This window comes from Nioella sp., assembly GCF_964229645.1.
In the GTDB taxonomy this organism is placed as follows: Bacteria; Pseudomonadota; Alphaproteobacteria; order Rhodobacterales; family Rhodobacteraceae; genus Nioella.
Map to the genome: position 1 here is coordinate 1 of NZ_CAXREX010000199.1, position 24,123 is coordinate 24,123.

Genomic DNA, 24,123 nt, shown 5'->3' on the forward strand with positions numbered 1-24,123 from the left:
CTCGCCGCGCTCGACGCGGGCTTCCGGGCCCTCTGACCCCCGTAAGTGTTCTCAAAATATCCAGGGGGCGTCGCCGCAAGGCGACGGGGGAAGCGCCCCCAAAGGCGGGCCGACGATCCCTGCCGGCCGGCAGGGTGAGGAGGCCCGCTCCCGGATCGGCGCCGAAGGCGTCGATCCCGCCGGGCTCAGTCCTGCAATCCGTGCAGTTCTTCCAGAAGGTCCAGAAGCTCTTCCATCCGCTCCGGCCCGTAGCGCGCCGTCAATGCCGCGAAGATCGCCTCGGCTTCGGGCAGGTGTTCGAGGATCAGCGCCCGCCCCTTCCCGGTCACGGTCACGATGGACTTGCGCCGGTCGCCAGGGTCCGAGGCGCGGGTCAGCAACCCCTCGCCCTCCATCGTCTTCAGGATCCGCGTCAGGCTGGACAGCAGCAGGCAGGCCCGTGCGGCCAGCGCGGTCTGCTCCATCGGGCCTTCCTCATCCAGCACCCGCAGCACACGCCATTTCTGTTCGTTGATGCCGCTTTGGGCCAGCATCTCGCGAATGGGGCCCATCACCGTTTCGCGTGCACGCAGCAGCGCGATCGGCAAGGACCGGCTGGTGCGGCGGAACCCGGGATGTTCAGGGGTGTCAGACATGCTCATACCCGATGTAAAGCCGCTTTTGGCCGCTCCGACAAGCCTTCTCGGTCAGACCGCGACACCCTTGCGGTCTGCCACGTGGCGGGCGATCTCGGCCTTGTAGAGCGCGCGGATGCGCGCCGTCAGGGGCCGCTGGCCGCTGCCCACGGGCTTGCCGTCGATCGAGGCCACGGGCGTCTGCGCCCCGAAGGTGCCGGTCAGGAAGGCCTCGTCGGCGCTGTAGGCCTCGTAGAGCGAATAGTTCTTCTCGCGCACCGTGATCCCGTCGGCCCGGCACAGGTCGATCACCTTGGCCCGCGTCACCCCGTTCATGCAGTAATCGCCCGTCGAGGTCCAAAGTTCGCCCTTTCGGACGATGAAGAAGTTGCAGGCATTGGTGGTGTTCACGAAGCCATGCGGGTCGAGCATCAGTGCCTCGTCGGCCCCCGCCGCCTCGGCCTGGAGGCAGGCGATCACGCAATTGAGCTTCGAATGGCTGTTGAACTTGGCGTCCTGGCTGTGCGGCAGGCCGCGCACCTGCGGCACCGAGGCCAGCCGGATCCCCGCCGACTGCAAGCGGTCGACCGGCCGGGAATGTTCCATGATGATCACCACGGTCGGCCCCGACCGGCTGAGCGAGGGATGCTGGAAGGGCTTCACCTTCACCCCCCGCGTCACCATCAGGCGGCAATGCACGTCGGTGGTCATGCCATTGGCCTCGGCGGTCCGCCGCAGGGCCTCGGCCACGCCTGCCCGGTCCATGCCGGGATCGAGGCTCACCGCCTTGCAGCTGTCGAAGAAGCGGTCCATGTGCTCGTCGAAGAAGGCCCAGACCCCGTCATAAAGGCGCATGCCTTCCCACATGCCGTCCCCCAGCATGAATCCCGAATCGTAGACCGAGACCTTGGCCGCATCGCGATGCACGATCTCGCCATTGACGTAGATCTTGATGTCGCGGTTGCGGATGTCCTCTTCGGCGTCGTGGGTGGTGGCGTGGGTATCGGTCATGTCCGGGGCCTCGTGCAGTGCTGCCCCATCAACAGCGCCCTTGCGCGGCAAAGGCAAGCCGCCTCGGCCAAAAAAGTGGCGGCGGCCCCGACAAGGGACCGCCGCCGTCGCGTCTCAGGCAGGGTTCGCGCATCCTGCCAAGGACACGGGTCTCAGGCCAGATCGTAACGATCGGCGTTCATCACCTTGGTCCAGGCATCCGCGAAATCGGCCACGAATTTCGCGCCCGCATCGTCCTGGGCATAGACCTCGGCATAGGCGCGCAGGATCGAGTTCGAGCCGAACACGAGGTCCACGCGCGTTGCGGTCCACTTGGTCTCGCCCGACGCCCGGTCGACGATGTCGTAGAGGTTCTCGCCCGTGGGCACCCACTTGTTGGACATGTCGGTCAGGTTGACGAAGAAGTCGGTGCTCAGCGCCCCTTCACGGTCGGTGAAGACACCATGCTTGGTGCCGCCGTGATTGGTGCCCATGGCCCGCATGCCGCCCATCAGAACGGTCATTTCCGGTGCCGTCAGGCCCATCAGCTGCGTGCGGTCGAGCATCAGCTCTTCCGGGGTCACCGCGTAGTCCTTCTTGACCCAGTTGCGATAGCCATCGGCCAGCGGTTCCAGCACGTCGAAGCTTGCCGCGTCGGTCATCTCGTCGGTGGCGTCCCCGCGACCCGGCGCGAAGGGCAGGTCGAGCGCGTGGCCCGCCGCCTTGGCGGCCTGCTCCACGCCGAGATTGCCCGCCAGCACGATCGTGTCGGCCACCGAGGCGCCATGCTTGGCGGCCAGCGGTTCCAGCACCGACAGCACGCGCGCCAGGCGCTCGGGCTCGTTGCCAGCCCAGTCCTTCTGCGGCGCAAGGCGGATACGCGCACCATTGGCGCCACCACGATAGTCGGACTGGCGGAAGGTGCGGGCGCTGTCCCACGCGGTTGCGACCATGTCGGCGACCGACAGGCCAGCGGCGGCGATGTCGGCCTTGAGGGCCGCCTCGTCATAGCCGGTGGAGCCCGCGGGAACCGGATCCTGCCAGATCAGGTCTTCTGCCGGGGCGTCGGGGCCGATGTAGCGGCTGCGCGGGCCAAGGTCGCGATGGGTCAGCTTGAACCAGGCGCGGGCGAAGCAATCGTCGAAATAGGCCGGGTCGGCCATGAACTTCTCGCAGATGGCGCGATAGGTCGGGTCGACCTTCATCGCCATGTCGGCATCGGTCATCACCAGCATCGCCTTCTTGGACGGATCGGAGGGATCCGCCGGCAGATGCTCGTCCTTGATATCGACGGGCTTCCACTGGTTCGCGCCTGCGGGCGACTTGGTCAGTTCCCACTCGTAGCCGAAGAGGAGTTCCAGGTAGCCCATGTCCCAGGTGGTCGGGTGCGTGGTCCAGGCCCCTTCGACGCCCGATGTCACCGCGTTGGTGGCCTTGCCGCCCATATGCGGGTTCATCCAGCCAAAGCCCTGGTTCTCGATCGGTGCGCCTTCGGGCTCTGCGCCAAGGGTCCCGGCATCGCCGTTGCCATGCGCCTTGCCGACGGTATGGCCGCCCACGGTGAGCGCCGCGGTTTCCTCGTCGTTCATGGCCATGCGCGCGAAGGTTTCACGCACCTGCGCTGCCGTCTTCATCGGGTCGGGCTGGCCGTTCACGCCTTCGGGGTTCACGTAGATCAGGCCCATGTGCACGGCGGCCAGCGGGTTTTCCAGCGTCGAGGGATCGTCGAGATTCTCGTAGCGGTTCTCGCTCGGGGCCAGCCATTCGCGCTCGGCCCCCCAGTAGACGTCCTTTTCCGGGTGCCAGATGTCTTCGCGGCCGAAGGCGAAGCCGAAGGTCTTCAGACCCATGTCTTCATAGGCCATGGTGCCCGCCAGAAGGATCAGGTCGGCCCAGGAGATCTTGTTGCCGTATTTCTTCTTCAGCGGCCACAGCAGGCGGCGCGCCTTGTCGAGGTTGCCGTTATCGGGCCAGGAGTTGAGCGGCGCAAAGCGGATGGTGCCGCAGCCACCGCCGCCTCGTCCGTCGGCCAGGCGGTAGGAGCCGGCCGAGTGCCATGCGAGGCGGATCATCAGGCCGCCGTAATGGCCCCAGTCCGCCGGCCACCAGTCCTGGCTGTCCTTCAGAAGCGCCTTCATGTCGGCCTTCAGCGCGTCGACATCGAGATCCTTCAGGGCCTCGCGGTAGTTGAACCCTTTCAGCGGATTCACCTTGCTGTCATGCTGGTGCAGGATGTCGAGGTTCAGCGTCGACGGCCACCAGTCCACGACCCCGGTGCCGGTATGGGTGTTGCCCCCATGCATGACCGGGCACTTGCCTACGTTATTTCCATCCATGTCTTTCTCCGATCCTTGATCTCGAATGGTCTGAGCGCGTTTCGGGGATTGGACGACATCAATCGAACCACACGCACAGCGCCGCCCGGCAGAGGGCCGCGAATGCGATGATCCGAAGGAAGAACGCCGATCCGCCACCCCTCCCGGATGTGTTGCGGATCCGGGCGCGAGTCGCCCTCCCCTCCTGTTCTGGAATCATTCTAACAAACTAGACCCATACATCGAAGTTGCATTTTCCGATTGTTGCGATAACTTTTTCCTATGATAAACGTGACCCTCAAACAGCTCCGCTATTTCGAGGCCTTGGCCCGCCACGGCCATTTCGGCCGCGCGGCCGAGGCGTCCTCCGTGTCCCAGCCCGCGCTCTCGGTGCAGATCCGCGAGATGGAAGAGACGCTCGGCACGCCGCTCTTCGAACGCGGGTCACGGCAGGTCCGGCTGACCGCCTTCGGCGAAGAGATCGCCGCGCGCGTGCGCGCGATCCTGCAATCCGTCGATGAACTGGGCGACATGGCCCGAGCCGCACAGCACGGCCCTGCCGGGCGGCTGCGCCTCGGTGTCATCCCCACCATCGCGCCTTACCTGCTGCCCGCGATCATCGGGCGGCTCAGCCATCGCTATGACGGGCTGGAACTGCGCGTGCGCGAAACCCAGACACAAAAGCTGCTCGACGAACTGGCCGACGGGCGGCTCGATGCGGCGATCCTGGCCCTGCCCATCTCGGAACCCGCCTTCGAGGAGGTGCCGCTCTTCTCCGAATCCTTCGTGCTGGTGCGCCCTGCGGGCGATGCGGACAAGCCCGTCCCCAACCGCGACAGCCTGCGCGAGATGCAGCTGCTGCTGCTGGAAGAGGGGCACTGTTTCCGCGACCAGGCGCTGTCGTTTTGCAACCTGCGCTCGTCCCTGCCGCGCGACCTGCTGGATGGCAGCTCGCTCTCGACCCTGGTGCAGATGGTGGGGTCAGGCATCGGGGTGACGCTGATCCCGGAAATGGCGGTGGCGGTGGAAACCCGCTCGGCCGCCGTGTCGGTCGCCCAGTTCGAAGAACCCCGCCCCGAACGCACAATCGGCATGATCTGGCGTCGCTCGAACCCGCTGGCGCGCCAGCTGATGCAGGTGGCCCAGGTGGTGCAGGAGGCGGGCGCGGCGCTTCGCGCCGCAAGCGGCTGACGGTTCCCAAGCGCGCCCCGACAGGGTATCGAAAGAGAATGGGCGCCGTCACATCCCTCTTCCTGCGCAAGGTCGTTGGCACGGTCCGCGAGCAGACCGACGAGGCCGCGCTGCTGGCCTCGGTCGGGCTCGATCCCGCCGCGCCTCCCGATCCGTCGCTGATGATTTCCGACAGCGCCTATTACGCGCTGCTGGAGCGTATCGCCCAAGAAGTCGATGACGCCACTGACCTGCCCCTGCGCACGGGCGCGGCCATGCGCTGCGACGATTACGGAGCCTTCGGCCTGGCCTGGAAATCGGCCCCGACCCTGCGCGGGTCATTCGCGCGGGCCGAGCGCTACTGGCGGCTTCTGACCAGCGTGACCGAGTACAGCCTCACACCCGCGGGCCCGTCCGCCTGGTTCCACCTGCACCGCGCGGGCGAACGGCGGCTTGGGCTGCGGCTGTCGAACGAGGCGTCGCTGGCCAGCGTGGTGTCGATCATCCGGCAGGTGACGCCGGGCCCCTTCGCCCCGCGCGCCGTCCACTTCCGCCACCCCGCCCCCGCCCAAACCGCCGCCCACCGGGCCTGGTTCGGCTGCCCGGTCATCTTCGGGGCCGACCGCGACGGGATCGAGATCGCAGCGACTGACCTGAGCGCGCGCAACCGCCTAGGCGACGAGGGCATCAGCGGCTTCCTTCTGCCCCATCTCGACGCCGAACTGGCGCGGCTGGAACGCGATGCGGGGCTGGAGAGCGAGGTGCGCGACGCGGTTGCGCAGGCACTTTCCGACGGCCCGCCCAAGCTTGCCGCCATCGCCCGGCGGCTCGGCATGGGCGAGCGCACCCTGCAACGCCGGCTTTCGCAAGAGGGGCTGTCCTTCCAGCGCCTCGTGGACGAGGCCCGGCGCGCGCTGGCCGAGGGGCTGCTGGTGCAAAGCGACTACTCGCTGGCCGAGGTGGCCTTCCTGACAGGGTTTTCCGAACAAAGCGCCTTCACCCGCGCCTTCCGCCGCTGGACCAGTCGCACACCCGCTGCCTTCCGCGAGCAGACACGCCCCGGCTGAGCGGGCCGGGCCGCTTGAAAGCGCGGCGGCTTTGGCCAATGCTGCGCGCGACCCCAACCGAAAAGGCCGCCCCGGATGAAGCTCGAATTCCACCACATCAATTTCGTGTCCGAGGATGTCGATCGCCTGCACCGCTTCTATACCGAGGTGCTGGGGCTTGCCGACGTACCGGTCCAGTCCTTCCCGCGCCCCGACGCAACCGACAGCTCGGGCTATGACGGCAAGATCCGCTTCGCCACCGACGGGGCCATGCAGATGCACCTCGCCCACAAGGACCTGGGCGTCGCGTTCCGAAATGGAGGGGTCATCAACCCGGTCGAGCGGGGCCATATCGCCTTTCGCACCGATGACATCGAGGCCTTCAAGGCGCTGCTCGATGCCCAATCCATCCCCTATTCGGACTATGGAACCGCCTTCGCCGCCGAATGGCACCAGGTCTTTTTCCATGACCCCGAGGGCAACGTGATCGAGGTGCACCAGGCCGTGGCCTAGGCACGACACGACCGGGCGCCGGCCCCATTCGGCCGGGCCTGTCGGTGTCTTATCTCTGGGAGAGAATGGTGCGGTCGAGAAGACTCGAACTTCCACGGGAGTTACCCCACAGCGACCTCAACGCTGCGCGTCTACCAATTCCGCCACGACCGCACGTGATCAGGTAGTGCGCGGCTGTTTAGCCGAGGGTCGCGGGGATGCGCAAGGGGGATTCGCATCTCTTTTTCAGACCGGGTCACGCCCCCCATGCCAGGCCGCAGGCAGCGCCTTATAAAGAAAGGCCGCCCGGTTGCCCGGACGGCCCTTTTTTCGGTCTCGCGCAGGGCGCGCGTTCGATTACTTGCTCGGGGCCGGTGCAGGGGCCGGCACGATGGTGGTCTGCGCCGGGGGCTGCGCCACGACCTGCGCAGGGGCCGGAGCGGGGGCCGGGGCGGGCACCACCACGACCTGCGGCTGCTGCGGGGCAACCTGGGCATCGCGATAGGCCACCAGCAGGGGCGTGCCGACAAGGCCGGTCTGCGCCGAGCCGCCATTGATGGCCCAGTAATAGGCCTGCATCAGCATGTCATACTGGTAGGTGGCGTAGTCACGGCCGTTCACCGGGTAGCCCATCACCGCCTGGTAGCGTTCGATGGCCTGACGGGTGCCTGCACCGATCTGGCCGTCGACCGACCCGGCGTTGAAGCCGAAATAGTTCAGAGCGGTCTGGGTGTCGCGGCCCATCTGGCTGGCCGGGATACCGCCGCCGCCACCGCCACCGGTGGTGGCGCGGTTGCCACCCTGGTTGCTGTTGGCGATCGCGGCGCCGATCAGGCCGCCCACGATCAGGCCGCCGACGACGTCACCGGCATCGGCGCGGGCTTCGGGGGCGGGAAGGGTAGCAAGCGCCACGGCAAAGGTGGCAACGGTAAGGGATTTAAGCATCATGGCGTCCTCCAAGGAAATTTGGCGTCCTTACAGATTTGTCGAACGCTAGCACAAAACGGTTCAATCCAGAGTCCGAAAAACTGGCAGTTACCGGGTAAACCAGTGGAATACAGGCGGAAAAAATCCGTTTCCGGGCGGCATTCCGCCGGCTTCGCGGTCAGGTTGCGGGACGATTCGGGCTTTCAGCACGGATCAGGCGCACAACGATCACGGTCCCGATTGCCAGAATCGCCACGGTTGCGAAGCCATCCCATCCGGCGCCGCCCAAGACGATGCGGTTGGTCAGCCGACCAGGCAGGAAGTTCAGCAGCCCCGCCGCAGCCAGGCCCCAGGCCATGTTGGTCATGGCCCTGCGATGGCCGTGATGATTGCCCGCGATGGCCGCTCGGATGCCGGTGTAAAGGCCGACCAGCGTTACCACGGACAAGATATGGATCGGGCTGAACGGACCGATCAGTCCAAAACCGCTGATCCAGAAAGAACTGCCTGCCGCCAGCGCCATGGCCGTGACCCAGGCATAGCCCGCAACGCGGTGCAACTGATCGCGGCGGCGGCGCAACAGCACGAACGGAGTCAGAAAAACCGCGGGCAGCGCGCCCAATACATGGAGTTGAACGGCCAGCGATGCGTTGAAAAGAGGTTCAAGGGCTGTCATGTGAATACCTCGTCGGTTTGGGTGGACTGAATGCCCCCGCCCTGCCACGCCCCGCGATCGGGGTTCGAGTGCCCATGCGTAAACCGGAGGACAGCCTTCGTGACCGACAATCCCCTGCAATCCACGAAGCGTGAACTGCATGCGCTTGTCGGCAACCGCCGCGTGGTGGTGGGGCTATGTGCAGCAGGCGTGATCGCAGGCATCGCCGGCCCTTTTGGCACCGCCGAGCATCTACGCCTTGCCCCGCGCATCGCCTATTGGCTGGTGCTGGTCTGGATCACGTTCCTGACCGGGACAAGCCTGACCGGTTCGCTGATCGGGGCTCTTGCTCGGCGCGGGACTGCGCCTGCGCTGGCCGCACTGCCTGCAGCCCTGCTGGCGGGGTTGGTCATCACGGCCGAGGTCGCGCTGCTGAACTGGATTGTCTTTGACCTGCCGCCCTCAGGCTGGCCCTATATTGGCGGGCTGGCGCTGAACGGCATGGTCATCTCGGTCATCATCACTGGCGCGGCGCTGCTTCTGGACGCAGATGGGCCTGCCGCCGATCCTGCTCCGGGCCCCGATCTGCCTGCCCTGCTTGATCGCATGCCGCTGGATAAGCGCGGGCCGCTCATCTCGCTTTCTGTCCAGGATCATTACGTGGATATCGTCACCACGCGCGGGCGCGAAATGCTGCTGTTGCGCCTGTCCGACGCGATCCGTGAAACCCAACCCACACCGGGCTTGCAGGTGCACCGCTCGCATTGGGTGGCGCTCGATCAGGTCAGTTCGGCGCGACGCGACGGAGCGCGCGCCGTCTTGACGATGTCGGACGGACGAGACATTCCCGTAAGCCGGTCGCATGTCGCAGCCGTCAAGGAGGCCGGGCTTTTCCCCGGGTAACACATGGTCGAATGGATCCGCTCGGATGCCCCGGTGCCCTATGACGAGGCCGTCGCCTGGATGGAAGGGCGCGCCGCCGCCGTTGCACGTGGCGAGGCGGACGAGGCGATTTGGCTGCTCGAACACCCGCCGCTTTACACCGCCGGCACCTCGGCCAAGCCCGCCGACCTGACCGACCCCGACCGCTTCCCCGTCTACGAAACCAAGCGCGGCGGCCAGTATACCTATCACGGGCCCGGCCAGCGGGTGGCCTACGTGCTGCTCGACGTGGCGCAGCGCGGCCATGACGTGCGCGCCTTCGTTCAGCAGATGGAGGATTGGGTGATCGCCACGCTGGCGGAATTCAACCTGCGCGGCGAAAAGCGCGAGGGCCGGGTGGGCGTCTGGATCGCGCGCCCCGACAAGCCGCCGCTTGCCGACGGGTCCCCGCGCGAAGACAAGATCGCCGCTCTTGGCGTGCGCCTGACCAAGTGGGTGAGCTACCACGGGCTGTCGATCAACGTGGAACCCGAGCTGGACCATTTCGATGGCATCGTGCCCTGCGGCATCACCGGGCATGGTGTCACCTCGCTGGTTGACCTGGGCCTTCCGGTGACGCTGGACGACGTGGACGTGGCCCTGCAAAAGACCTTCGAAGAGGTCTTTGGCAGCGCCGGGGTTCCGCGCCGCCCACAAACCGCCCGTTAACCAGTTTCGCGCGAATAAACCCCGGAAAATCCCCGCCTTCGGCATCCTCTCTGCACCCGGTCGCCACATTTTTCCGATAGTTCCGGTCAAACTGTAACGATTGGGCGAGGAGTGCATTATGCCACCCATTGATAGGCAATTTGGCCGGTTTGTCCGCTCGGAAAGCGGCGCGGTCACCGTGGATTGGGTCGTGCTGACCGCTGGCCTTGTCGGCCTCGGCATGGCGGCCACTGTCGTCGTCTCCGGCGGCGTCGAACATCAGGCAGAAGAAATCGCAAGCCTTCAGGGCCAGAGCATCACCGGGCTGCACCGGTGGGGCCAGAACCGTCTCGCCAATGGCTCTTTCGAGGATATCGAGGGCATGCTGGCGGCGGGATGGGGCTTCTACTCGAACGGCTCCATGAATGGCTGGGACCTGCTGGATGACCCCCGCGCGGAAGTGGTCTGGAGCGGCTATAACGGCGTCACGGCAACCGATGGCGGCTACATGCTGGATCTCGATGCCAGCCCTGGCAACATGAGCCTCGGGCAAGTGCTGGACTCGGCCGTTGACGGACAGGTCTACACCGTTTCCTTCGACGCGGCCGACCCGCGCATGAATAACGGGGTCGATGTTTACTGGGGCGGCGAGCTTGTCGGCTCGGCCAACCCGACGGGCAACAGCATGCAGAGCTATTCCTTCGAGATCCAGGGCGGATCCGGTGATGGCTCCAACCTGCTGATGATCACCGGCACCGGCCCCGAGGACAATGTCGGCGCCTATATCGACAACGTGCATGTCGGCAACTGATCCGTGCGGGCCGCGGGCGGAAAACGGACTGTTTCCAGCCCGCCCCGCCCTGCGCCATGATTTGGACAGATTCCCGCGCGAAAAGAACGGGGTACGCGGGACGCGCCTGCCGGAACCCGGTTGGCGCCCTGACGTGCAGGAACACGCCCGGGGTTAGGACAAGGGCGCGACCGACAGAGGTATTGACCGGGCAGCCGTTTATAATACCGGTCAGAATGATACGTGATTTCCGCCCGCCATTTTGCGGGCAACCAGAAGGACTTGAGCCGTGACCCGAGGCACTGACCACGAGCGCAACGACCGGATCGAAGCCACGGTGATCGTGGCCGCGCTGGCCACGCTCGGGCTGCTTGTCGCCATCGCGGTCTCGACCTCCATGTCCGCCGTGACGGCCCCCGACCTGCAAGCCACGACCGAGGGCGATACCGCCCCCATCCCGGCCCGCAGCCTGGGCGGAATCGACCCCACCGGCGCACAGCTTCAGGGCTCCGAACTGCGCTGATTGCGCGCAGCCCTGCTCAACGTCGGGTTGAGAATCCCCCAAAATCGCCCGATAATTGCGCCTGTCAGGTGAATCCTGCGCCATTTTTTCCCACCTTGAGCCCGCCAAACACGTTGCGCACCCCCTGCCTGCAAACTAGAACATCCGGCAGGGAATAGGGTGCGCGGCATGCGAACGGTCGTGGTCTGCGCGCTTCTTTGGAACAGGAGACGTCCATGGCTGATGCTGCCATTTCGGGACACGACCACGAAAAGCCGGGGTTCTTCACCCGCTGGTTCATGTCCACCAACCACAAGGATATCGGTATCCTTTACCTCTTCACCGCGGGCTTCGTCGGCCTTCTGTCGGTGATCTTTACCGTTTACATGCGCATGGAGCTCATGGAGCCCGGCGTTCAGTTCATGTGTGACGAGGGCGCGCGCATCCTGTCGGGCTTCGGCGCCGAGGAATGCACCCCCAACGGGCACCTGTGGAACGTGATGATCACGTATCATGGCGTGCTGATGATGTTCTTCGTGGTGATCCCCGCCCTCTTCGGCGGCTTCGGCAACTACTTCATGCCGCTGATGATCGGCGCGCCGGACATGGCGTTCCCGCGTCTCAACAACCTCAGCTTCTGGATGTATGTCGCAGGCGTGTCGCTCGGCGTCGCGTCGCTGCTGGCACCCGGTGGCAACGGTCAGGCCGGGTCGGGCGTGGGCTGGGTGCTTTACGCGCCGCTGTCCACCCGCGAAGCCGGTATCTCGATGGATTTCGCGATCTTCGCTGTGCACGTTTCGGGTGCCTCGTCGATCCTCGGCGCGATCAACATCATCACCACTTTCCTGAACATGCGTGCGCCGGGCATGACCCTGCACAAGACGCCCCTGTTCCCGTGGTCGATCTTCATCACCGCATGGCTCATCCTGCTGTCGCTGCCCGTTCTGGCCGGCGCCATCACGATGCTGCTGACCGACCGTAACTTCGGCACCGCCTTCTTCGATCCCGCCGGCGGCGGCGACCCGATCCTCTACCAGCACCTGCTGTGGTTCTACGGGCACCCGGAAGTGTACATGATCATCGTGCCGGGCTTCGGCATCATCAGCCACGTGATCGCCACCTTCTCGAAGAAGCCCGTGTTCGGCTACCTGCCCATGGTCTACGCCATGGTCGCCATCGGCGGTCTCGGCTTCGTCGTGTGGGCGCACCACATGTACACCGTCGGCATGTCGCTCAGCCAGCAGGCCTACTTCATGGTCGCCACCATGGTCATCGCGGTTCCCACCGGCGTGAAGATCTTCTCGTGGATCGCCACCATGTGGCAGGGCTCGATCGAGTTCAAAACCCCGATGCTCTTCGCCATGGGCTTCATCTTCGTGTTCACCGTGGGCGGTGTGACCGGTATCGTGCTCAGCCAGGCCGGCCTCGACCGCGCCTATCATGACACCTACTACGTCGTGGCCCACTTCCACTACGTGATGAGCCTTGGCGCCGTGTTCTGCATCTTCGCAGGCACCTACTACTGGATCGGCAAGATGTCGGGCCGTCAGTACCCGGAATTCTGGGGCAAGGTTCACTTCTGGCTGTTCTTCATCGGTGCCAACATCACCTTCTTCCCGCAGCACTTCCTGGGCCGCCAGGGCATGCCGCGCCGCTACATCGACTATCCGGAGGCCTTCGCCCACTGGAACTACATCTCGTCGATCGGCGCCTTCATCGCCTTCGCGTCCTTCCTGCTGTTCATCGGCATCGTGTTCTACACCATGTTCGCAGGCCGTCGCGTGACGGAGGACAACTACTGGGGCGAATACGCGGATACGCTGGAATGGACCCTGCCCAGCCCGCCGCCGGAGCACACGTTCGAACAGCTCCCGACCCAGGACATGTGGGACAAGCAACCGCACCACTAAGCGATGCCGGTTGACATCACCCGATACGAGGAAGGGGCCCCGGAGCAATTCGGGGCCCTTTTCCATGACCGCTACGGCGCCCCGCGCCTGCGGCTGCTGATCCGTCCGCACAAGGCGCTCAGCCCGCGCGGCTTCGTCTGGTTCGTCGGCCTTACCGCCTCGCTTCTGTCGCTGCCGCTTCTGGCGGTATTCGGCACGCCGGTCCTGTGGGGGCTCCTGCCCTTCGTGCTGGCCGCCATGCTGGCGCTGTGGTGGGGGCTTACGCGCAGCTGGCGCGACATGGAGCTTTACGAGGAACTGGTGCTGTGGGACCGCCACCTGCGCCTGACCCATGCCGCGCCGCGCAAGGCGCCCCTGGTATGGGAGGCCAACCCCTACTGGGTGCGCGTCAGCCTGATCCCGGAACGGGGCCGGGTGCCCGATTACGTGACGATGAAGGCCGAAGGGCGCGAGGTCGAGATCGGGGCCTTCCTGTCGCCCGAGGAACGGCGCGAGCTTTACGATCTGCTGAGCCGCGAGATGCACGGCCCCTGACGGGCCGGGCCGTCGCATGTGCCAGCGTCGGCGCAGGCGTTCACCCGGTCTTAACCCTTGGCGTGGCAGTATCCCCGCCGGTTAACCGACTCGCGAAGCGTGGGTCCGGTCATGCGCGCCCCTGCCTGCCCTCTGACACCGGGACGGCCGGGACCCTGCGCGCGCTCCGGGTCCGGCCCAGACCGATTCAAATCCACGCGCCCTCTGAAGCGGCGCCGCTTTTTCAACCGTAGGATCGCGACGCGCAGCGTCGCCCCCCTCCCCCGCGAGAACCGGCAAAAGAAAAGCGGCCCTGCCCGGTTGGGAAGAGCCGCCCTGACGTCGTGTCCTTTGCAGGCCTCAGCCCAGCATGTCGCGCACCTTGGGGCCGACGCTGCCGAAATCCATCTGGCCGGTATATTTGGACTTGAGCGCGCCCATGACCTTGCCCATGTCGCGGATGCTCTCTGCCCCGGTGGACGAGATCGCATCGGCAATCGCCTTGGCCACCTCCTCATCCGTCAGCTGGCGCGGCAGGAAATCCTCGATGATCGCGATTTCCTCGCGTTCCTTCTCGGCCAGTTCCAGCCGCCCGCCTTCCTCGTAGGCGCGGGCGCTTTCCTGGCGCTGTTTCACCATCTTGCCCAGGATCGCCAGCACGCCCGCTTCGTCGACGCCTTCGGTTTCCCCCTTGCCGCGCGCGGCAATGTCCTGGTCCTTGATCGCGGCGTTGATCAGCCGCAGGGTCGAGACCCGCGTGCTGTCCTTTTCGCGCATGGCATCTTTCAGCCGCGCGGTGATCTGGTCCCTCAATGCCATATGGCCATCCCCGTCCGTTAGCAGAATCCCGGTCCAACAGCCGCCGAGAATACGCCAATGCAGCCACAGCAACAAGCGTCCCTGACCCGGGGTCATTTGACCGCGCCGGGGGCACCTGCTGCGGCTTGACCCCGACCCCCACTCCCCTTAGGTTGCCGCGAATTTTGCACCAGCCCCGGAGTCGCCCATGACCAGCCGCCCCACCGCCTGCCTCGTTCTTGCCGATGGGACCGTGTTTTATGGGCGCGGCTTCGGCGCCACCGGCCAGACAGTGGCCGAGCTGTGCTTCAACACCGCCATGACCGGCTATCAGGAAATCATGACCGACCCGTCCTACGCGGGCCAGATCGTGACCTTCACCTTCCCCCATATCGGCAATACCGGGGTGACGGTCGAGGATGACGAGACCGGGGAACCGGTCGCGGCGGGCATGGTGGTGAAATGGGACCCGACCGAACCGTCGAACTGGCGCGCCGAGCGCGAGCTGACCGAGTGGCTGGCGGCCAAGGGCCGGATCTGCATCGGCGGCATCGACACCCGCCGCCTGACCCGCGCCATCCGTCAGCAGGGCGCGCCGCATGTGGCGCTGGCCCATGACCCCGAGGGCAAGTTCGACCTGGAAGCGCTGGTTGCTGCCGCGCGCGGCTTTGCCGGGCTGGAGGGGCTCGACCTCGCCAAGGACGTGACCTGCGCCCAAAGCTACCAGTGGGACGAGATGCGGTGGGCCTGGCCCGAGGGTTACAGCCGCCGCTCCGAGCCGGGCTTCAAGGTCGTGGCCGTCGACTACGGCGCCAAGCGCAACATCCTGCGCTGCCTGGCTTCGGCAGGCTGCGATGTGACCGTGCTGCCCGCAACGGCCACCGCCGAAGAGGTTCTGGCCCATCAGCCCGACGGGGTGTTCCTGTCCAATGGCCCCGGCGACCCTGCGGCCACCGGCGTCTATGCCGTGCCGATGATCCAGGACGTTCTGAAGGCCGACCTGCCCGTCTTCGGCATCTGCCTTGGCCACCAGATGCTGGCGCTGGCGCTTGGCGCCAAGACCGTCAAGATGAACCATGGCCATCACGGCGCGAACCACCCGGTCAAGGATCTCGAAACCGGCAAGGTGGAAATCACCTCGATGAACCATGGCTTCACCGTGGACAGCCAGACCCTGCCCGCGGGCGTGAAGGAAACGCATGTCTCGCTCTTCGACGGGTCGAACTGCGGCATCCGCATGACCGACAAGCCGGTCTTCTCGGTGCAGTATCACCCCGAGGCAAGCCCCGGCCCGCAGGACAGCTATTACCTCTTTGAACGCTTCGCCGCGGCGATGCGCGCGCGCAAGGCCGAAACCGTCTGACGCGGACGCGCCCCGGGCAAGACCAATCCTTCCCATGGTTAATCCTTTGTTAGGATTAACAGGATCACAATGACCCCCGGTTCCGTTGACCGGGGGTTATCCTTTGTCCAGCAGCGAGACACGTATCCTGCCCCACGCAGCCCCGCCCCGGCCCCTGCCGGGCGTGCCCCGGCTGCGCGCGGTGCCGAGGTCCCAGGAACCTCGCCCCGCCCGGCCGCGGCTGGCCGAACTCCTGGTCCGGCGCGGCATCATCTCGACCGAGCAGATGCAGGCCGCCCTAGCCCGTCAGCGCCACCGCGAGTTGCCCCTTGGAGAGATCCTGCTGGCCGAGGGCGCGATCACCGAGGCGCAGTTGCTCGATGCGCTTGCCTGGCAATACCAGACCAGCGTGCTGCCCGCCGATGCCGCCCCGCCCGACCCAGAGCCCGGCATCGCCGCGCTGATGCCCGCCCAACAAGCTGCGCGCCTGTCGGCGGTGCCCCTGCGCCGGGCGGGGGTTGCGCTGGTGGTGATGACGGACCGGCCCGACCGCAAGGCCGAGATTGCCGCCGCGCTGGCCCATGACGGGCCGGTCCTGCTGGCCCTTACCGGACGTGCTCGAATGCATCAGGCGATCACCGCAACCTACGGTGCCGAACTGGCCCGGCTGGCCGAGGCGCGCACGCCAGGCAGCTATAGCTGCCGCGACTGGAACGCGCCCCTGGCAACGCGGCGGGGCCTCGCCGCGCTGCTGGCTCTGGTCGGGGCAGCCCTGCTGGCGCCTGCACTGGTGGTGGCGGTGCTGTTCGGCATGGGCGTTCTGATCGCGGCGGTGAACGCGGCGCTGAAATGGATGGCGCTTCACAGCCTCTCGCGCCCCGCCCCGCCCCCGAAGGCCGCGACGACCTCCCTCAGCCCCTTCCCGGCGCTGCCCGTGGTCACGATCATGCTGCCGCTTTTTCGCGAACCCGATATCGCGGGCCACCTCGTGCGCCGGATCGCGCGGCTCGACTACCCCCATGAACTGCTCGACGTGCTGCTCTTGATCGAGGCGGGCGATGACACCACGCGGGCAGCGCTCGACCGGGCGACCTTGCCGCCCTGGATGCGCGCCGTGATCGTCCCGCCGGGGCAGCCTCAGACCAAGCCAAGGGCGATGAACTACGGGCTCAACTTCGCCCGCGGCTCGATCGTGGGGGTCTACGACGCCGAGGATGCGCCCGAGCCTGACCAGATCCGCAAGGTGGCGGAACGCTTCCTGAAAGCTCCGCCCGAGGTGGTCTGCCTGCAAGGTCAGCTGGATTACTACAATCCCCATCACAACTGGCTGAGCCGCTGCTTCACGCTGGAATACGCAACCTGGTTCCGCCTGATGCTGCCCGGGGTGGCGCGGCTTGGGCTGTTCGTGCCGCTTGGGGGCACGACGCTGTTCTTCCGCCGCGCGGTGCTGGAGGAAATGGGAGCCTGGGACGCCCATAACGTCACCGAGGACGCCGATCTTGGCCTGCGCCTGGTGCGGGCGGGCTATCGCACCGAAATCATCGAGACCACGACCTACGAAGAGGCCAACGCCGCCGTTCTGCCCTGGATCAAGCAGCGCTCGCGCTGGCTGAAGGGCTACGCGATGACCTGGGCCACCCATATGCGCGATCCGGTCCGGCTGTGGCGCGACCTGGGCGCGCGCAGGTTCATCGGCGTTCAGGTGCAGCTTTTATCAACCGTGCTCGGCTTCGCGCTCGCCCCGGTGCTGTGGACGCTGGTGGTCAAGCTCTTCGGCTGGCCCCATCCGCTCGATCGCTTCCTCAGCACGCAAGGCTATGTCGGGCTCGCCTTCTTCTTCCTCGCCTGCCAGGCGCTGACCATGTACGCGGCGTGGCGCGCCTCGGCGCTGCCCCGCCACAGGGGGCTGCGGCTATGGATCCCGGTGCTGGATATCTACTTCATCCTGGCCTCGGTCGCGACGCATCTGGGCCTGGGTGAACTGATGGTGCAGCCCTTCCACTGGCGCAAGACGGCCCATGGGCAGTTTTCGCGGGGCGGGCAAGCCGCCGAGGCGTTGCAGGATCAGACCTTGCCGGCCTCTTCCTTCAGCCGCACCTCGAACGCGGTCGACAGGTGATCCTTGAGCGCGGTCGCGGCGCGCTCGCCATCACGATCCGCAATGGCCTGCACGATCGCGGCATGTTCTTCCAGCGCCACCGGGCTACGGCCCTCGGCGGCAAGCGAGGTGGTGGCCATCAGCGCCATGGAGCGGTGCACGAGGTCAAGCTGCTGCACCAGGTACTTGTTATGCGAGGCCAGGTGGATCTGCTTGTGAAAGCGCCGGTTGGCCCGGCTCAGCGCCGAGGGGTCGTCGAGCAGCGCGTGATCGGCCTCGACCATTTCCTGCAAGACCCGGATTTCCTCGGCCGCGGCATGCTGCGCGGCAAGCCGCGCGGCCAGCCCTTCCAGTTCCGCGCGCACGATGTAAAGCTGCGCCATCTGGTCGTGATCGAGCGAGGCCACGATCAGGCTGCGCCCGTCCCGGCTCAGCAGTCCCTGCGTTTCCAGGCGCTGCAACGCCTCTCGGATCGGTGTCCGGCTGACGCCGAAGCGTTCTGCCAGTTCCGATTCCACCAGCCGCGACCCGGGGCGATAGGTGCCCTCGTCGATGGCCTTCAGGATCAGGTCATAGGCGTCTTTCTGCGGCGGCTTCGGAGTGGCCATTGGATTTCCTCCCGGTTTCTGGCAAGGCTAGGCACAGCCCCCCGCCTGCGCAAGCCCTTCGGGGCGCGGCAAAAAAGGACCCTGCCCCATGCCCCGCGCCCATTTCCACCATGTCACGACCTGGGTGTTCGACCTCGATCACACGCTCTACCCGCCCCACATGGCGCTCTTCGACCAGATCAACGTCAAGATGACCGCCTACGTGATGGAGGCGCTCGGCGTCGACAGGGCCGAGGCCGACCGCCTGCGCCACCGCTACTGGCGCGAGCATGGCACCACGCTGGCGGGGTTGATGGACCTGCACGGCGTTGACCCCGGACCCTATCTTGAAGAGGTCCACGAGATCGATTTCTCGGTGCTCGCGCCCGACCCTGACCTGGCCGCGCGCATCCGCGCCCTGCCAGGGCGCCGCATCATCTACACAAACGGCACTGCGCCTTATGCCGAGAAGGTAATCGCCGCGCGCGGGCTCGCGGGGCTCTTCGACGCGATCTACGGCGTGGAACATGCGGGTCTGCGCCCCAAGCCCGAGCGGCGCGCCTTCGAGACTGTCTTTGCCCGCGACGGGCTCGACCCGACCCGGGCAGCCATGTTCGAGGATGACATCCGCAATCTCGCCGCCCCGCACGAGATGGGCCTGCGCACCGTCCATGTCGCGCCCGAGCCTGAACCGGCTGCCCATGTCCATCACCACACCGACGACCTCACAGGCTTCCTGACCCGCCTGACAGACTGATCCCCGCCTTCATTGTTCCCCAAATATCCCGGGGGCGTCGCCGCCAGGCGACGGGGGCAGCGCCCCCAAGCGTTTTCCGGCGCGGAAAACGTCCGCGATCCGCGTCGGATCGCGCGGGTCGCTGCGCCCCGTAGGGGCGCGCCGATCCCTTGTTGGGACAGCGCGTCGCACTGCGTCACTCCGCCCATGGTGCGTGGCCAGTCCGCCCCTATCTGCAAGGGTGCGAACAGGAGATATATCATGGCTTTCATTCCCCAGTCCGGCCCTGCCAAGGGCCTCTTTCCGCTTGTCCGGACGCTTGTGCGGGCGCTCGACAGTTCCACGCTCATGCTCTGGGTCATCGCCCTTCTGGCCCTGGCATGGATCGCTGGCACGATCGTCTTTGGCTACGCCGGGCTCATCACCGGGGCGCTCAGCGCCGTTGCGCTCGGCTTCTACCTGCTCATCCGCATCACGCTTGGGTGACGGGACCTTCTGCCGCTTGGACCTCGGCCCCGAACGGGCTTATGTGGCAGCAACGCGCCAGTGAAGGAGCCCGTGCATGGCCGATGTGACCGACATTGATGTGCTTGTCTCGGGGGGCGGCGTCGCCGGCCTCACGGCGGCGGCGGCCTTCGGTTCAGCGGGGTTTTCCGTGATCTGCGTCGATCCGGCGCCCCCGATCACAGAGATGGAGGCCGAGGGCGCCGACCTGCGCACCACGGCCTTCCTGCAGCCCTCGCTCGACGTGCTGAAACGGGCCGGGCTATGGGAACGGCTGGAACCCCACGCCTCGGCGCTCCAGGTGATGCGGATCGTGGACGCAGGCGGCGCAGAACCCGAACCGCGCACGAGCCACGACTTCAACGCCGCCGACATTTCCGAACTGCCCTTCGGGTGGAACCTGCCCAACTGGCTCTTGCGCCGCGAAATGGTGGCCCGCCTGGCCGAGTTGCCCAATGTCGAGTTTCGTCCCGGCACCGGTACGGCCGCCCTTCTCACCCGCGAACGCGAGGCGCTTGTGACACTGTCGGACGGCGCGCGCCTGCGCGCCCGACTTGTCATTGCCGCCGATGGCCGCAACTCGCCCGTGCGCGAGGCCGTGGGCATCCCGGTCAAGACCACGCGCTACGGGCAGAAGGCCCTCGCCTTCGCGGTGACCCATGCCCTGCCCCATGACAACGTCTCGACCGAGATCCATCGCTCCGGAGGACCGTTCACCCTGGTTCCCCTGCCCGATCACGACGGGCAGCCCTGCTCGGCCATCGTCTGGATGGAACGCGGCCCGGAAGTGGCCCGCCTCGCGGCCCTGCCCAAGGAGGATTTCGAGCAAGAAATGACCGCGCGCTCTGCCGGGCTATTCGGGCCGCTTTCGCTGCTGACGCGGCGCAGCGTCTGGCCGATCATCAGCCAGGTCGCCGAGCGGATGGAGGCCGAGCGCGTGGCCCTGGTGGCGGAGGCCGCCCACGTGGTGCCACCAATCGGGGCGCAGGGGCTCAACATGAGCCTGGGAGATATGCGGGTGCTGCTGGACCTGGCCGAGGCGAACCCGGCCGACCTGGGATCGCGCCGGATGCTGGCAGCCTACCACAAGGCCCGCCACGGTGAAGTGCGCGCCCGGGTGGCAGGGATTGACGCCTTGAACCGGGCCTCCATGGTCTCGATCCAGGGGCTGCGCGACATGCGGATGCGGGCGCTCAGGGCGTTCTATTCGGTCAAACCAGTGCGCACCACGCTGATGCGCGCGGGGCTGGGAACCGGACGCGCAGGCTAGCAGGGTTTCGCCAAGCGCCTTCGCGCATGGCGACCCGTGCGCGACCCTGCGGGTCGCGTGGGGGGCGATTTTCCAAGGGGATAATCGAAAGGGGGCGCTGCCCCCGTCGCCTTGGGGCGACTCCCCCGGAGTATTTCCACCAAGAAGAAGCGCTCAGCCTATGGCCGCATCAAGGGCAGCTTCCAGACGGGCCACGGTCGCGTCCACGTCATAGAGCTTGTCGAGCCCGAAAAGCCCCAGCCGGAAGGTGGAGAAGCCCTGCGGTTCATCCACCTGCAGGGGAACGCCCGCCGCGATCTGCACCCCCTGGGCGCTGAACTTCGAGCCGTTCTGTACGCCCGGGTCGTCGGTATAGCTGACCACCACCCCCGGTGCGCCAAAGCCCTCTGCGGCCACCGACCGGATGCCGCGGGCAGCCAGCAGGGCGCGCACCTTGGTGCCCAACTCCCACTGTGCATCGCGCAGGCGTTCGGTGCCATACTCCAGCGTCTCGGTCATCGTGTCGCGGAAGGCCTTCAGCCCATCGGTCGGCATGGTGGCGTGGTAGGCGTGCCCGCCCCCCACATAAGCCGCCATGATCGCGTGCCATTTCCTGAGATCGGCGGCAAAGCTGCTGCACTCGGTCTGGGCCATGCGGTCAACGGCCCGCTCGGACAGCATCACCAGCCCCGCGCAGGGCGTCGACGACCAGCCCTTCTGGGGGGCCGAGATCAGCACGTCGACTCCGGTGGCCTTCATGTCAACCCAGGCACAGCCCGACGCGATGCAATCGAGCACCATGAGCGCGCCCACCTCATGCGCCGCTGCCGCCAGTGCGCTTACATAGGCGTCTGGCAAAATGATCCCCGAAGAGGTCTCCACATGGGGCGCAAAAACCACGGCAGGCCGCTCGGACCGAATCCGCGCCACGACCTCGTCGATCGGGGCCGGCGCGAAGGGGGCTGTCGCCTCGTTGCCCGTCTGGCGCGCTTTCATCACCACGGTCTGGGCGGCAATCTGCCCCGCATCGACGATCTGCGACCAACGGAACGAGAACCATCCGTTGCGGACCACCAGAACCTTTTCACCGCCTGCAAACTGGCGCGCCACGGCTTCCATCGCGAAGGTCCCGCCCCCGGGCACCAGCGCGGTCGCATCGGCCCCGTAGACCTGCTTCAGCCCGGCATCGATGTCCCGCATCACCTGCTGGAACTGCTTCGACATGTGGTTCAAAGACCGGTCGGTGAAAACCACCGAGAACTCCAGCAGCCCATCGGGGTCGACGGTTTTCAGCAATGCGGACATGGGCACCTCCCTCTCGCGGCATGATCCTTCTTCTTTGCCCAAATACCCACGATCCGACGAAAAACACCAGCGCAGGTTTCGCCGCAGAGCCACCCCACGGGATGGCGGGTGGGGCGATCGCATGGCCGCAGGCCAGGCGGAGCGTCACCCCGCCATCAAGGGCCCCGGCCTGCGCTCTTCGCTCAGCAGAACGTTCGCCTCTACATTGCCGACACCCGGCAGGGTCATGATCCGACGCCGCAAGACCCGCTCGAAATCGGCGATGTCGCGGGCCACCACGCGCAGGCGGTAGTCGTATAGCCCCAGCACGTGGCTCACCTGCTGCACCTCGGGGATGGCAGACACCGCCCGCTCGAAATCGTCCAGAGAAACCCGCCCCTTTGTGACCAGTTTCACACCGAGGAACACCGTCACCCCGAAGCCGAGCCGCGCGATGTCGAGATCGAGCGCGCGGCCCGCGATCACCCCGGCCTCTTCCAGCCGCTTCACCCGGCGCCAGCCGGCGGGCTGGCTCAGACTGAGGCGCCGGGCCAGCGTGGCCGCGCTCAGCGCCGCGTCTTCCTGCAGCGCGCGCAGGATCGCGAAATCTGTCTCGTCCCATGTGCTCATATCGGCAGGGTCCTCGCGTCCTTCAGGGTCGCCACCTGCATCAGCGCCTCGATATCGGTGATATGGGGCAGCGCCAGGATGCGGTCGCGATAGACCTCCTGGTAATGGGTCATGTCACGCGCCAGAACCGACAGGCGCAGGTCGACCCGGCCCAGGAAGGTCTGGATCTCCACCACTTCCGGAATCTCGCGCGCGGCGGCCATCACCTCGTCGAAGGCCCGGCTTTGCGTCTTGTCCAGGGTGATGCGAAGGCTCACCTCCACCGTGAAGCCAAGCGCGCGCCAGTCGATGACCGCGCGGGTGGCGCGCAGGACGCCCTCTTCGCGCATCCGGTCGAGCCGCTTGTAGCAGGTCGCAGGCGCGATGCGCGCGGCCTCGGCCAGCTCTGCCACGGGCATCGCAGGGTCGGCCTGAAGATGGCGAAGGATGCGCCGATCGGTGTCATCAAGCATGAATTTGCTATCTATCCATGAATTAGTGAATGAATTTCTATCATATGGGGCAAATTCTTCCAAGCCGCATCTCGCCTGACCGGACCAGGGCCGATAGACAGGGCGCCAGAGATTTTTTCCAACGGAGGACGGATCCAATGCGCGTTTACTACGACCGCGATTGCGACATCAACCTGATCAAGGACATGAAAGTGGCCATCCTGGGCTATGGCTCCCAGGGCCACGCCCACGCGCTTAACCTGCGCGATTCCGGCGCCAAGAACGTGGTCGTCGCCCTGCGCGAAGGCTCTCCCTCGGCCAAGAAGGCCGAAGGCGAAGGGCTCAAGGTCATGGGTATTGCCGAAGCGGCGGCCTGGTGCGACCTGATCATGTTCACCATGCCCGATGAACTGCAGGCCGAGACCTACAAGAAATACGTGCATGACAACCTGCGCGAAGGCGCGGCGATTGCCTTCGCCCATGGCCTTAACGTCCATTTCGGCCTGATCGAGCCCAAGCCCGGCGTCGATGTCATCATGATGGCGCCCAAGGGCCCCGGCCACACCGTGCGCGGCGAATACACCAAGGGCGGCGGCGTGCCCTGCCTCGTGGCCGTGAACAACGACGCCACCGGCCGCGCGCTGGAAATCGGCCTGTCCTACTGCTCCGCCATCGGCGGCGGCCGTTCGGGCATCATCGAGACCAACTTCCGCGAAGAATGAGAAACCGACCACTTCGGTGAGCAGGCGGTTCTGTGTGGCGGCCTCGTTGAGTTGATCCGCATGGGCTTCGAGACCCTGGTGGAAGCCGGCTACGCCCCCGAGATGGCCTATTTCGAGTGCCTGCACGAAGTGAAGCTGATCGTGGACCTGATCTACGAAGGCGGCATCGCCAACATGAACTACTCGATCTCGAACACCGCCGAATACGGCGAATACGTGTCGGGCCCGCGCATCCTGCCCTACGAGCAG

General features: G+C 66.2%; 24 protein-coding genes, 1 tRNA gene and 1 pseudogene. 15 read left to right on the forward strand and 11 right to left on the reverse strand.

What is annotated here, in order from left to right:
• Positions 1-185: 185 nt before the first annotated feature.
• The 3 genes from hpaR to katG all read right to left on the reverse strand — a co-directional run bounded on the left by hpaR (position 186) and on the right by katG (position 3,940).
• Positions 186-635, reverse strand: coding sequence for a homoprotocatechuate degradation operon regulator HpaR (hpaR, locus tag ACEQXV_RS13465; RefSeq protein ID WP_370252976.1), 450 nt, complete (start codon positions 633-635; stop codon positions 186-188).
• Positions 636-686: 51 nt separating this feature from the next.
• A complete protein-coding gene (locus ACEQXV_RS13470; RefSeq protein WP_370269643.1) occupies positions 687-1,625 on the reverse strand; it encodes an aminotransferase class IV in 939 nt (312 codons plus the stop codon).
• 152 nt (positions 1,626-1,777) lie between these two features.
• The gene (katG, locus tag ACEQXV_RS13475) at positions 1,778-3,940 is read right to left on the reverse strand and encodes a catalase/peroxidase HPI (RefSeq protein WP_370269644.1); all 2,163 of its coding nucleotides are present in this window, start codon (positions 3,938-3,940) and stop codon (positions 1,778-1,780) included.
• Between the two features lie 261 nt (positions 3,941-4,201).
• On the opposite strand from katG, the gene ACEQXV_RS13480 reads away from it, so the two are divergent.
• The 3 genes from ACEQXV_RS13480 to ACEQXV_RS13490 all read left to right on the forward strand — a co-directional run bounded on the left by ACEQXV_RS13480 (position 4,202) and on the right by ACEQXV_RS13490 (position 6,648).
• On the forward strand, positions 4,202-5,110 hold the full coding sequence (locus tag ACEQXV_RS13480; RefSeq protein WP_370269645.1) for a hydrogen peroxide-inducible genes activator: 909 nt from the start codon (positions 4,202-4,204) through the stop codon (positions 5,108-5,110).
• Positions 5,111-5,148: 38 nt separating this feature from the next.
• Positions 5,149-6,156: an AraC family transcriptional regulator gene (locus ACEQXV_RS13485; RefSeq protein WP_370252982.1), complete on the forward strand. Its 1,008-nt coding sequence runs from the start codon at positions 5,149-5,151 to the stop codon at positions 6,154-6,156.
• Between the two features lie 75 nt (positions 6,157-6,231).
• Entirely contained in the window at positions 6,232-6,648 is a 417-nt protein-coding gene (locus ACEQXV_RS13490; RefSeq protein ID WP_370252983.1) for a VOC family protein, read from the forward strand.
• A 66-nt stretch (positions 6,649-6,714) separates the two neighbouring features.
• On the opposite strand, the gene ACEQXV_RS13495 is transcribed toward ACEQXV_RS13490, so the two are convergent.
• The 3 genes from ACEQXV_RS13495 to ACEQXV_RS13505 all read right to left on the reverse strand — a co-directional run bounded on the left by ACEQXV_RS13495 (position 6,715) and on the right by ACEQXV_RS13505 (position 8,230).
• Positions 6,715-6,801: transfer RNA gene (locus ACEQXV_RS13495), tRNA-Leu, on the reverse strand.
• Positions 6,802-6,984: 183 nt separating this feature from the next.
• Positions 6,985-7,575 (reverse strand): peptidoglycan-binding domain-containing protein, encoded by a 591-nt coding sequence (locus ACEQXV_RS13500; RefSeq protein ID WP_370252984.1) that lies wholly within the window; start codon positions 7,573-7,575, stop codon positions 6,985-6,987.
• Positions 7,576-7,732: 157 nt separating this feature from the next.
• Complete coding sequence (locus ACEQXV_RS13505; protein ID WP_370252986.1) at positions 7,733-8,230, reverse strand: DUF2306 domain-containing protein; 498 nt, start codon at positions 8,228-8,230, stop codon at positions 7,733-7,735.
• 99 nt (positions 8,231-8,329) lie between these two features.
• On the opposite strand from ACEQXV_RS13505, the gene ACEQXV_RS13510 reads away from it, so the two are divergent.
• The 6 genes from ACEQXV_RS13510 to ACEQXV_RS13535 all read left to right on the forward strand — a co-directional run bounded on the left by ACEQXV_RS13510 (position 8,330) and on the right by ACEQXV_RS13535 (position 13,514).
• The gene (locus ACEQXV_RS13510; protein WP_370269648.1) at positions 8,330-9,112 is read left to right on the forward strand and encodes a LytTR family DNA-binding domain-containing protein; all 783 of its coding nucleotides are present in this window, start codon (positions 8,330-8,332) and stop codon (positions 9,110-9,112) included.
• Between the two features lie 3 nt (positions 9,113-9,115).
• Positions 9,116-9,799 (forward strand): lipoyl(octanoyl) transferase LipB, encoded by a 684-nt coding sequence (gene lipB, locus ACEQXV_RS13515; protein WP_370252990.1) that lies wholly within the window; start codon positions 9,116-9,118, stop codon positions 9,797-9,799.
• A gap of 118 nt (positions 9,800-9,917) precedes the next feature.
• On the forward strand, positions 9,918-10,589 hold the full coding sequence (locus ACEQXV_RS13520; protein ID WP_370252992.1) for a hypothetical protein: 672 nt from the start codon (positions 9,918-9,920) through the stop codon (positions 10,587-10,589).
• A 268-nt stretch (positions 10,590-10,857) separates the two neighbouring features.
• On the forward strand, positions 10,858-11,091 hold the full coding sequence (locus tag ACEQXV_RS13525; RefSeq protein WP_370269649.1) for a hypothetical protein: 234 nt from the start codon (positions 10,858-10,860) through the stop codon (positions 11,089-11,091).
• A 215-nt stretch (positions 11,092-11,306) separates the two neighbouring features.
• Positions 11,307-12,980 carry a cytochrome c oxidase subunit I gene (ctaD, locus tag ACEQXV_RS13530; protein WP_370269650.1) on the forward strand — a complete coding sequence of 558 codons (1,674 nt, stop codon included), beginning with the start codon at positions 11,307-11,309 and terminating at the stop codon, positions 12,978-12,980.
• 3 nt (positions 12,981-12,983) lie between these two features.
• Entirely contained in the window at positions 12,984-13,514 is a 531-nt protein-coding gene (locus tag ACEQXV_RS13535; RefSeq protein WP_370252997.1) for a DUF2244 domain-containing protein, read from the forward strand.
• Positions 13,515-13,853: 339 nt separating this feature from the next.
• On the opposite strand, the gene ACEQXV_RS13540 is transcribed toward ACEQXV_RS13535, so the two are convergent.
• Positions 13,854-14,312 carry a GatB/YqeY domain-containing protein gene (locus tag ACEQXV_RS13540; protein WP_370252999.1) on the reverse strand — a complete coding sequence of 153 codons (459 nt, stop codon included), beginning with the start codon at positions 14,310-14,312 and terminating at the stop codon, positions 13,854-13,856.
• 187 nt (positions 14,313-14,499) lie between these two features.
• On the opposite strand from ACEQXV_RS13540, the gene carA reads away from it, so the two are divergent.
• Together carA and ACEQXV_RS13550 are read left to right on the forward strand one after the other, a co-directional pair.
• Positions 14,500-15,654, forward strand: coding sequence for a glutamine-hydrolyzing carbamoyl-phosphate synthase small subunit (gene carA, locus ACEQXV_RS13545; protein WP_370253001.1), 1,155 nt, complete (start codon positions 14,500-14,502; stop codon positions 15,652-15,654).
• 103 nt (positions 15,655-15,757) lie between these two features.
• Positions 15,758-17,752, forward strand: a complete 1,995-nt coding sequence (locus ACEQXV_RS13550) for a glycosyltransferase family 2 protein (protein WP_372525851.1) — start codon at positions 15,758-15,760, stop codon at positions 17,750-17,752.
• Here ACEQXV_RS13550 and ACEQXV_RS13555 read toward each other — a convergent pair.
• The gene (locus ACEQXV_RS13555; protein WP_370253005.1) at positions 17,698-18,339 is read right to left on the reverse strand and encodes a GntR family transcriptional regulator; all 642 of its coding nucleotides are present in this window, start codon (positions 18,337-18,339) and stop codon (positions 17,698-17,700) included. The two genes, ACEQXV_RS13550 and ACEQXV_RS13555, sit on opposite strands and share 55 nt — an antisense overlap.
• 88 nt (positions 18,340-18,427) lie before the next feature.
• Here ACEQXV_RS13555 and ACEQXV_RS13560 point away from each other — a divergent pair, with 88 nt between their 5' ends.
• The 3 genes from ACEQXV_RS13560 (at position 18,428) to ACEQXV_RS13570 (ending at position 20,828) form a co-directional block, all read left to right on the forward strand.
• Positions 18,428-19,075: a pyrimidine 5'-nucleotidase gene (locus tag ACEQXV_RS13560; RefSeq protein WP_370253007.1), complete on the forward strand. Its 648-nt coding sequence runs from the start codon at positions 18,428-18,430 to the stop codon at positions 19,073-19,075.
• 240 nt (positions 19,076-19,315) lie between these two features.
• Positions 19,316-19,540, forward strand: coding sequence for a hypothetical protein (locus ACEQXV_RS13565; protein ID WP_370253009.1), 225 nt, complete (start codon positions 19,316-19,318; stop codon positions 19,538-19,540).
• 76 nt (positions 19,541-19,616) lie between these two features.
• On the forward strand, positions 19,617-20,828 hold the full coding sequence (locus ACEQXV_RS13570) for a UbiH/UbiF family hydroxylase (protein WP_370253011.1): 1,212 nt from the start codon (positions 19,617-19,619) through the stop codon (positions 20,826-20,828).
• A gap of 153 nt (positions 20,829-20,981) precedes the next feature.
• Here the strand turns inward: ACEQXV_RS13570 and ACEQXV_RS13575 are convergent, their stop codons facing one another.
• The 3 genes from ACEQXV_RS13575 to ACEQXV_RS13585 all read right to left on the reverse strand — a co-directional run bounded on the left by ACEQXV_RS13575 (position 20,982) and on the right by ACEQXV_RS13585 (position 23,173).
• The gene (locus ACEQXV_RS13575; protein ID WP_370253013.1) at positions 20,982-22,112 is read right to left on the reverse strand and encodes an aminotransferase class V-fold PLP-dependent enzyme; all 1,131 of its coding nucleotides are present in this window, start codon (positions 22,110-22,112) and stop codon (positions 20,982-20,984) included.
• A gap of 144 nt (positions 22,113-22,256) precedes the next feature.
• On the reverse strand, positions 22,257-22,721 hold the full coding sequence (locus ACEQXV_RS13580; protein ID WP_370269653.1) for an Lrp/AsnC family transcriptional regulator: 465 nt from the start codon (positions 22,719-22,721) through the stop codon (positions 22,257-22,259).
• Positions 22,718-23,173 carry an Lrp/AsnC family transcriptional regulator gene (locus ACEQXV_RS13585; protein WP_370253016.1) on the reverse strand — a complete coding sequence of 152 codons (456 nt, stop codon included), beginning with the start codon at positions 23,171-23,173 and terminating at the stop codon, positions 22,718-22,720. The genes ACEQXV_RS13580 and ACEQXV_RS13585 overlap by 4 nt, the downstream gene beginning before the upstream one ends.
• Before the next feature lie 137 nt (positions 23,174-23,310).
• Here ACEQXV_RS13585 and ilvC point away from each other — a divergent pair.
• Positions 23,311-24,123 (forward strand): annotated as a pseudogene (ilvC, locus tag ACEQXV_RS13590) (ketol-acid reductoisomerase); the annotation flags it as partial.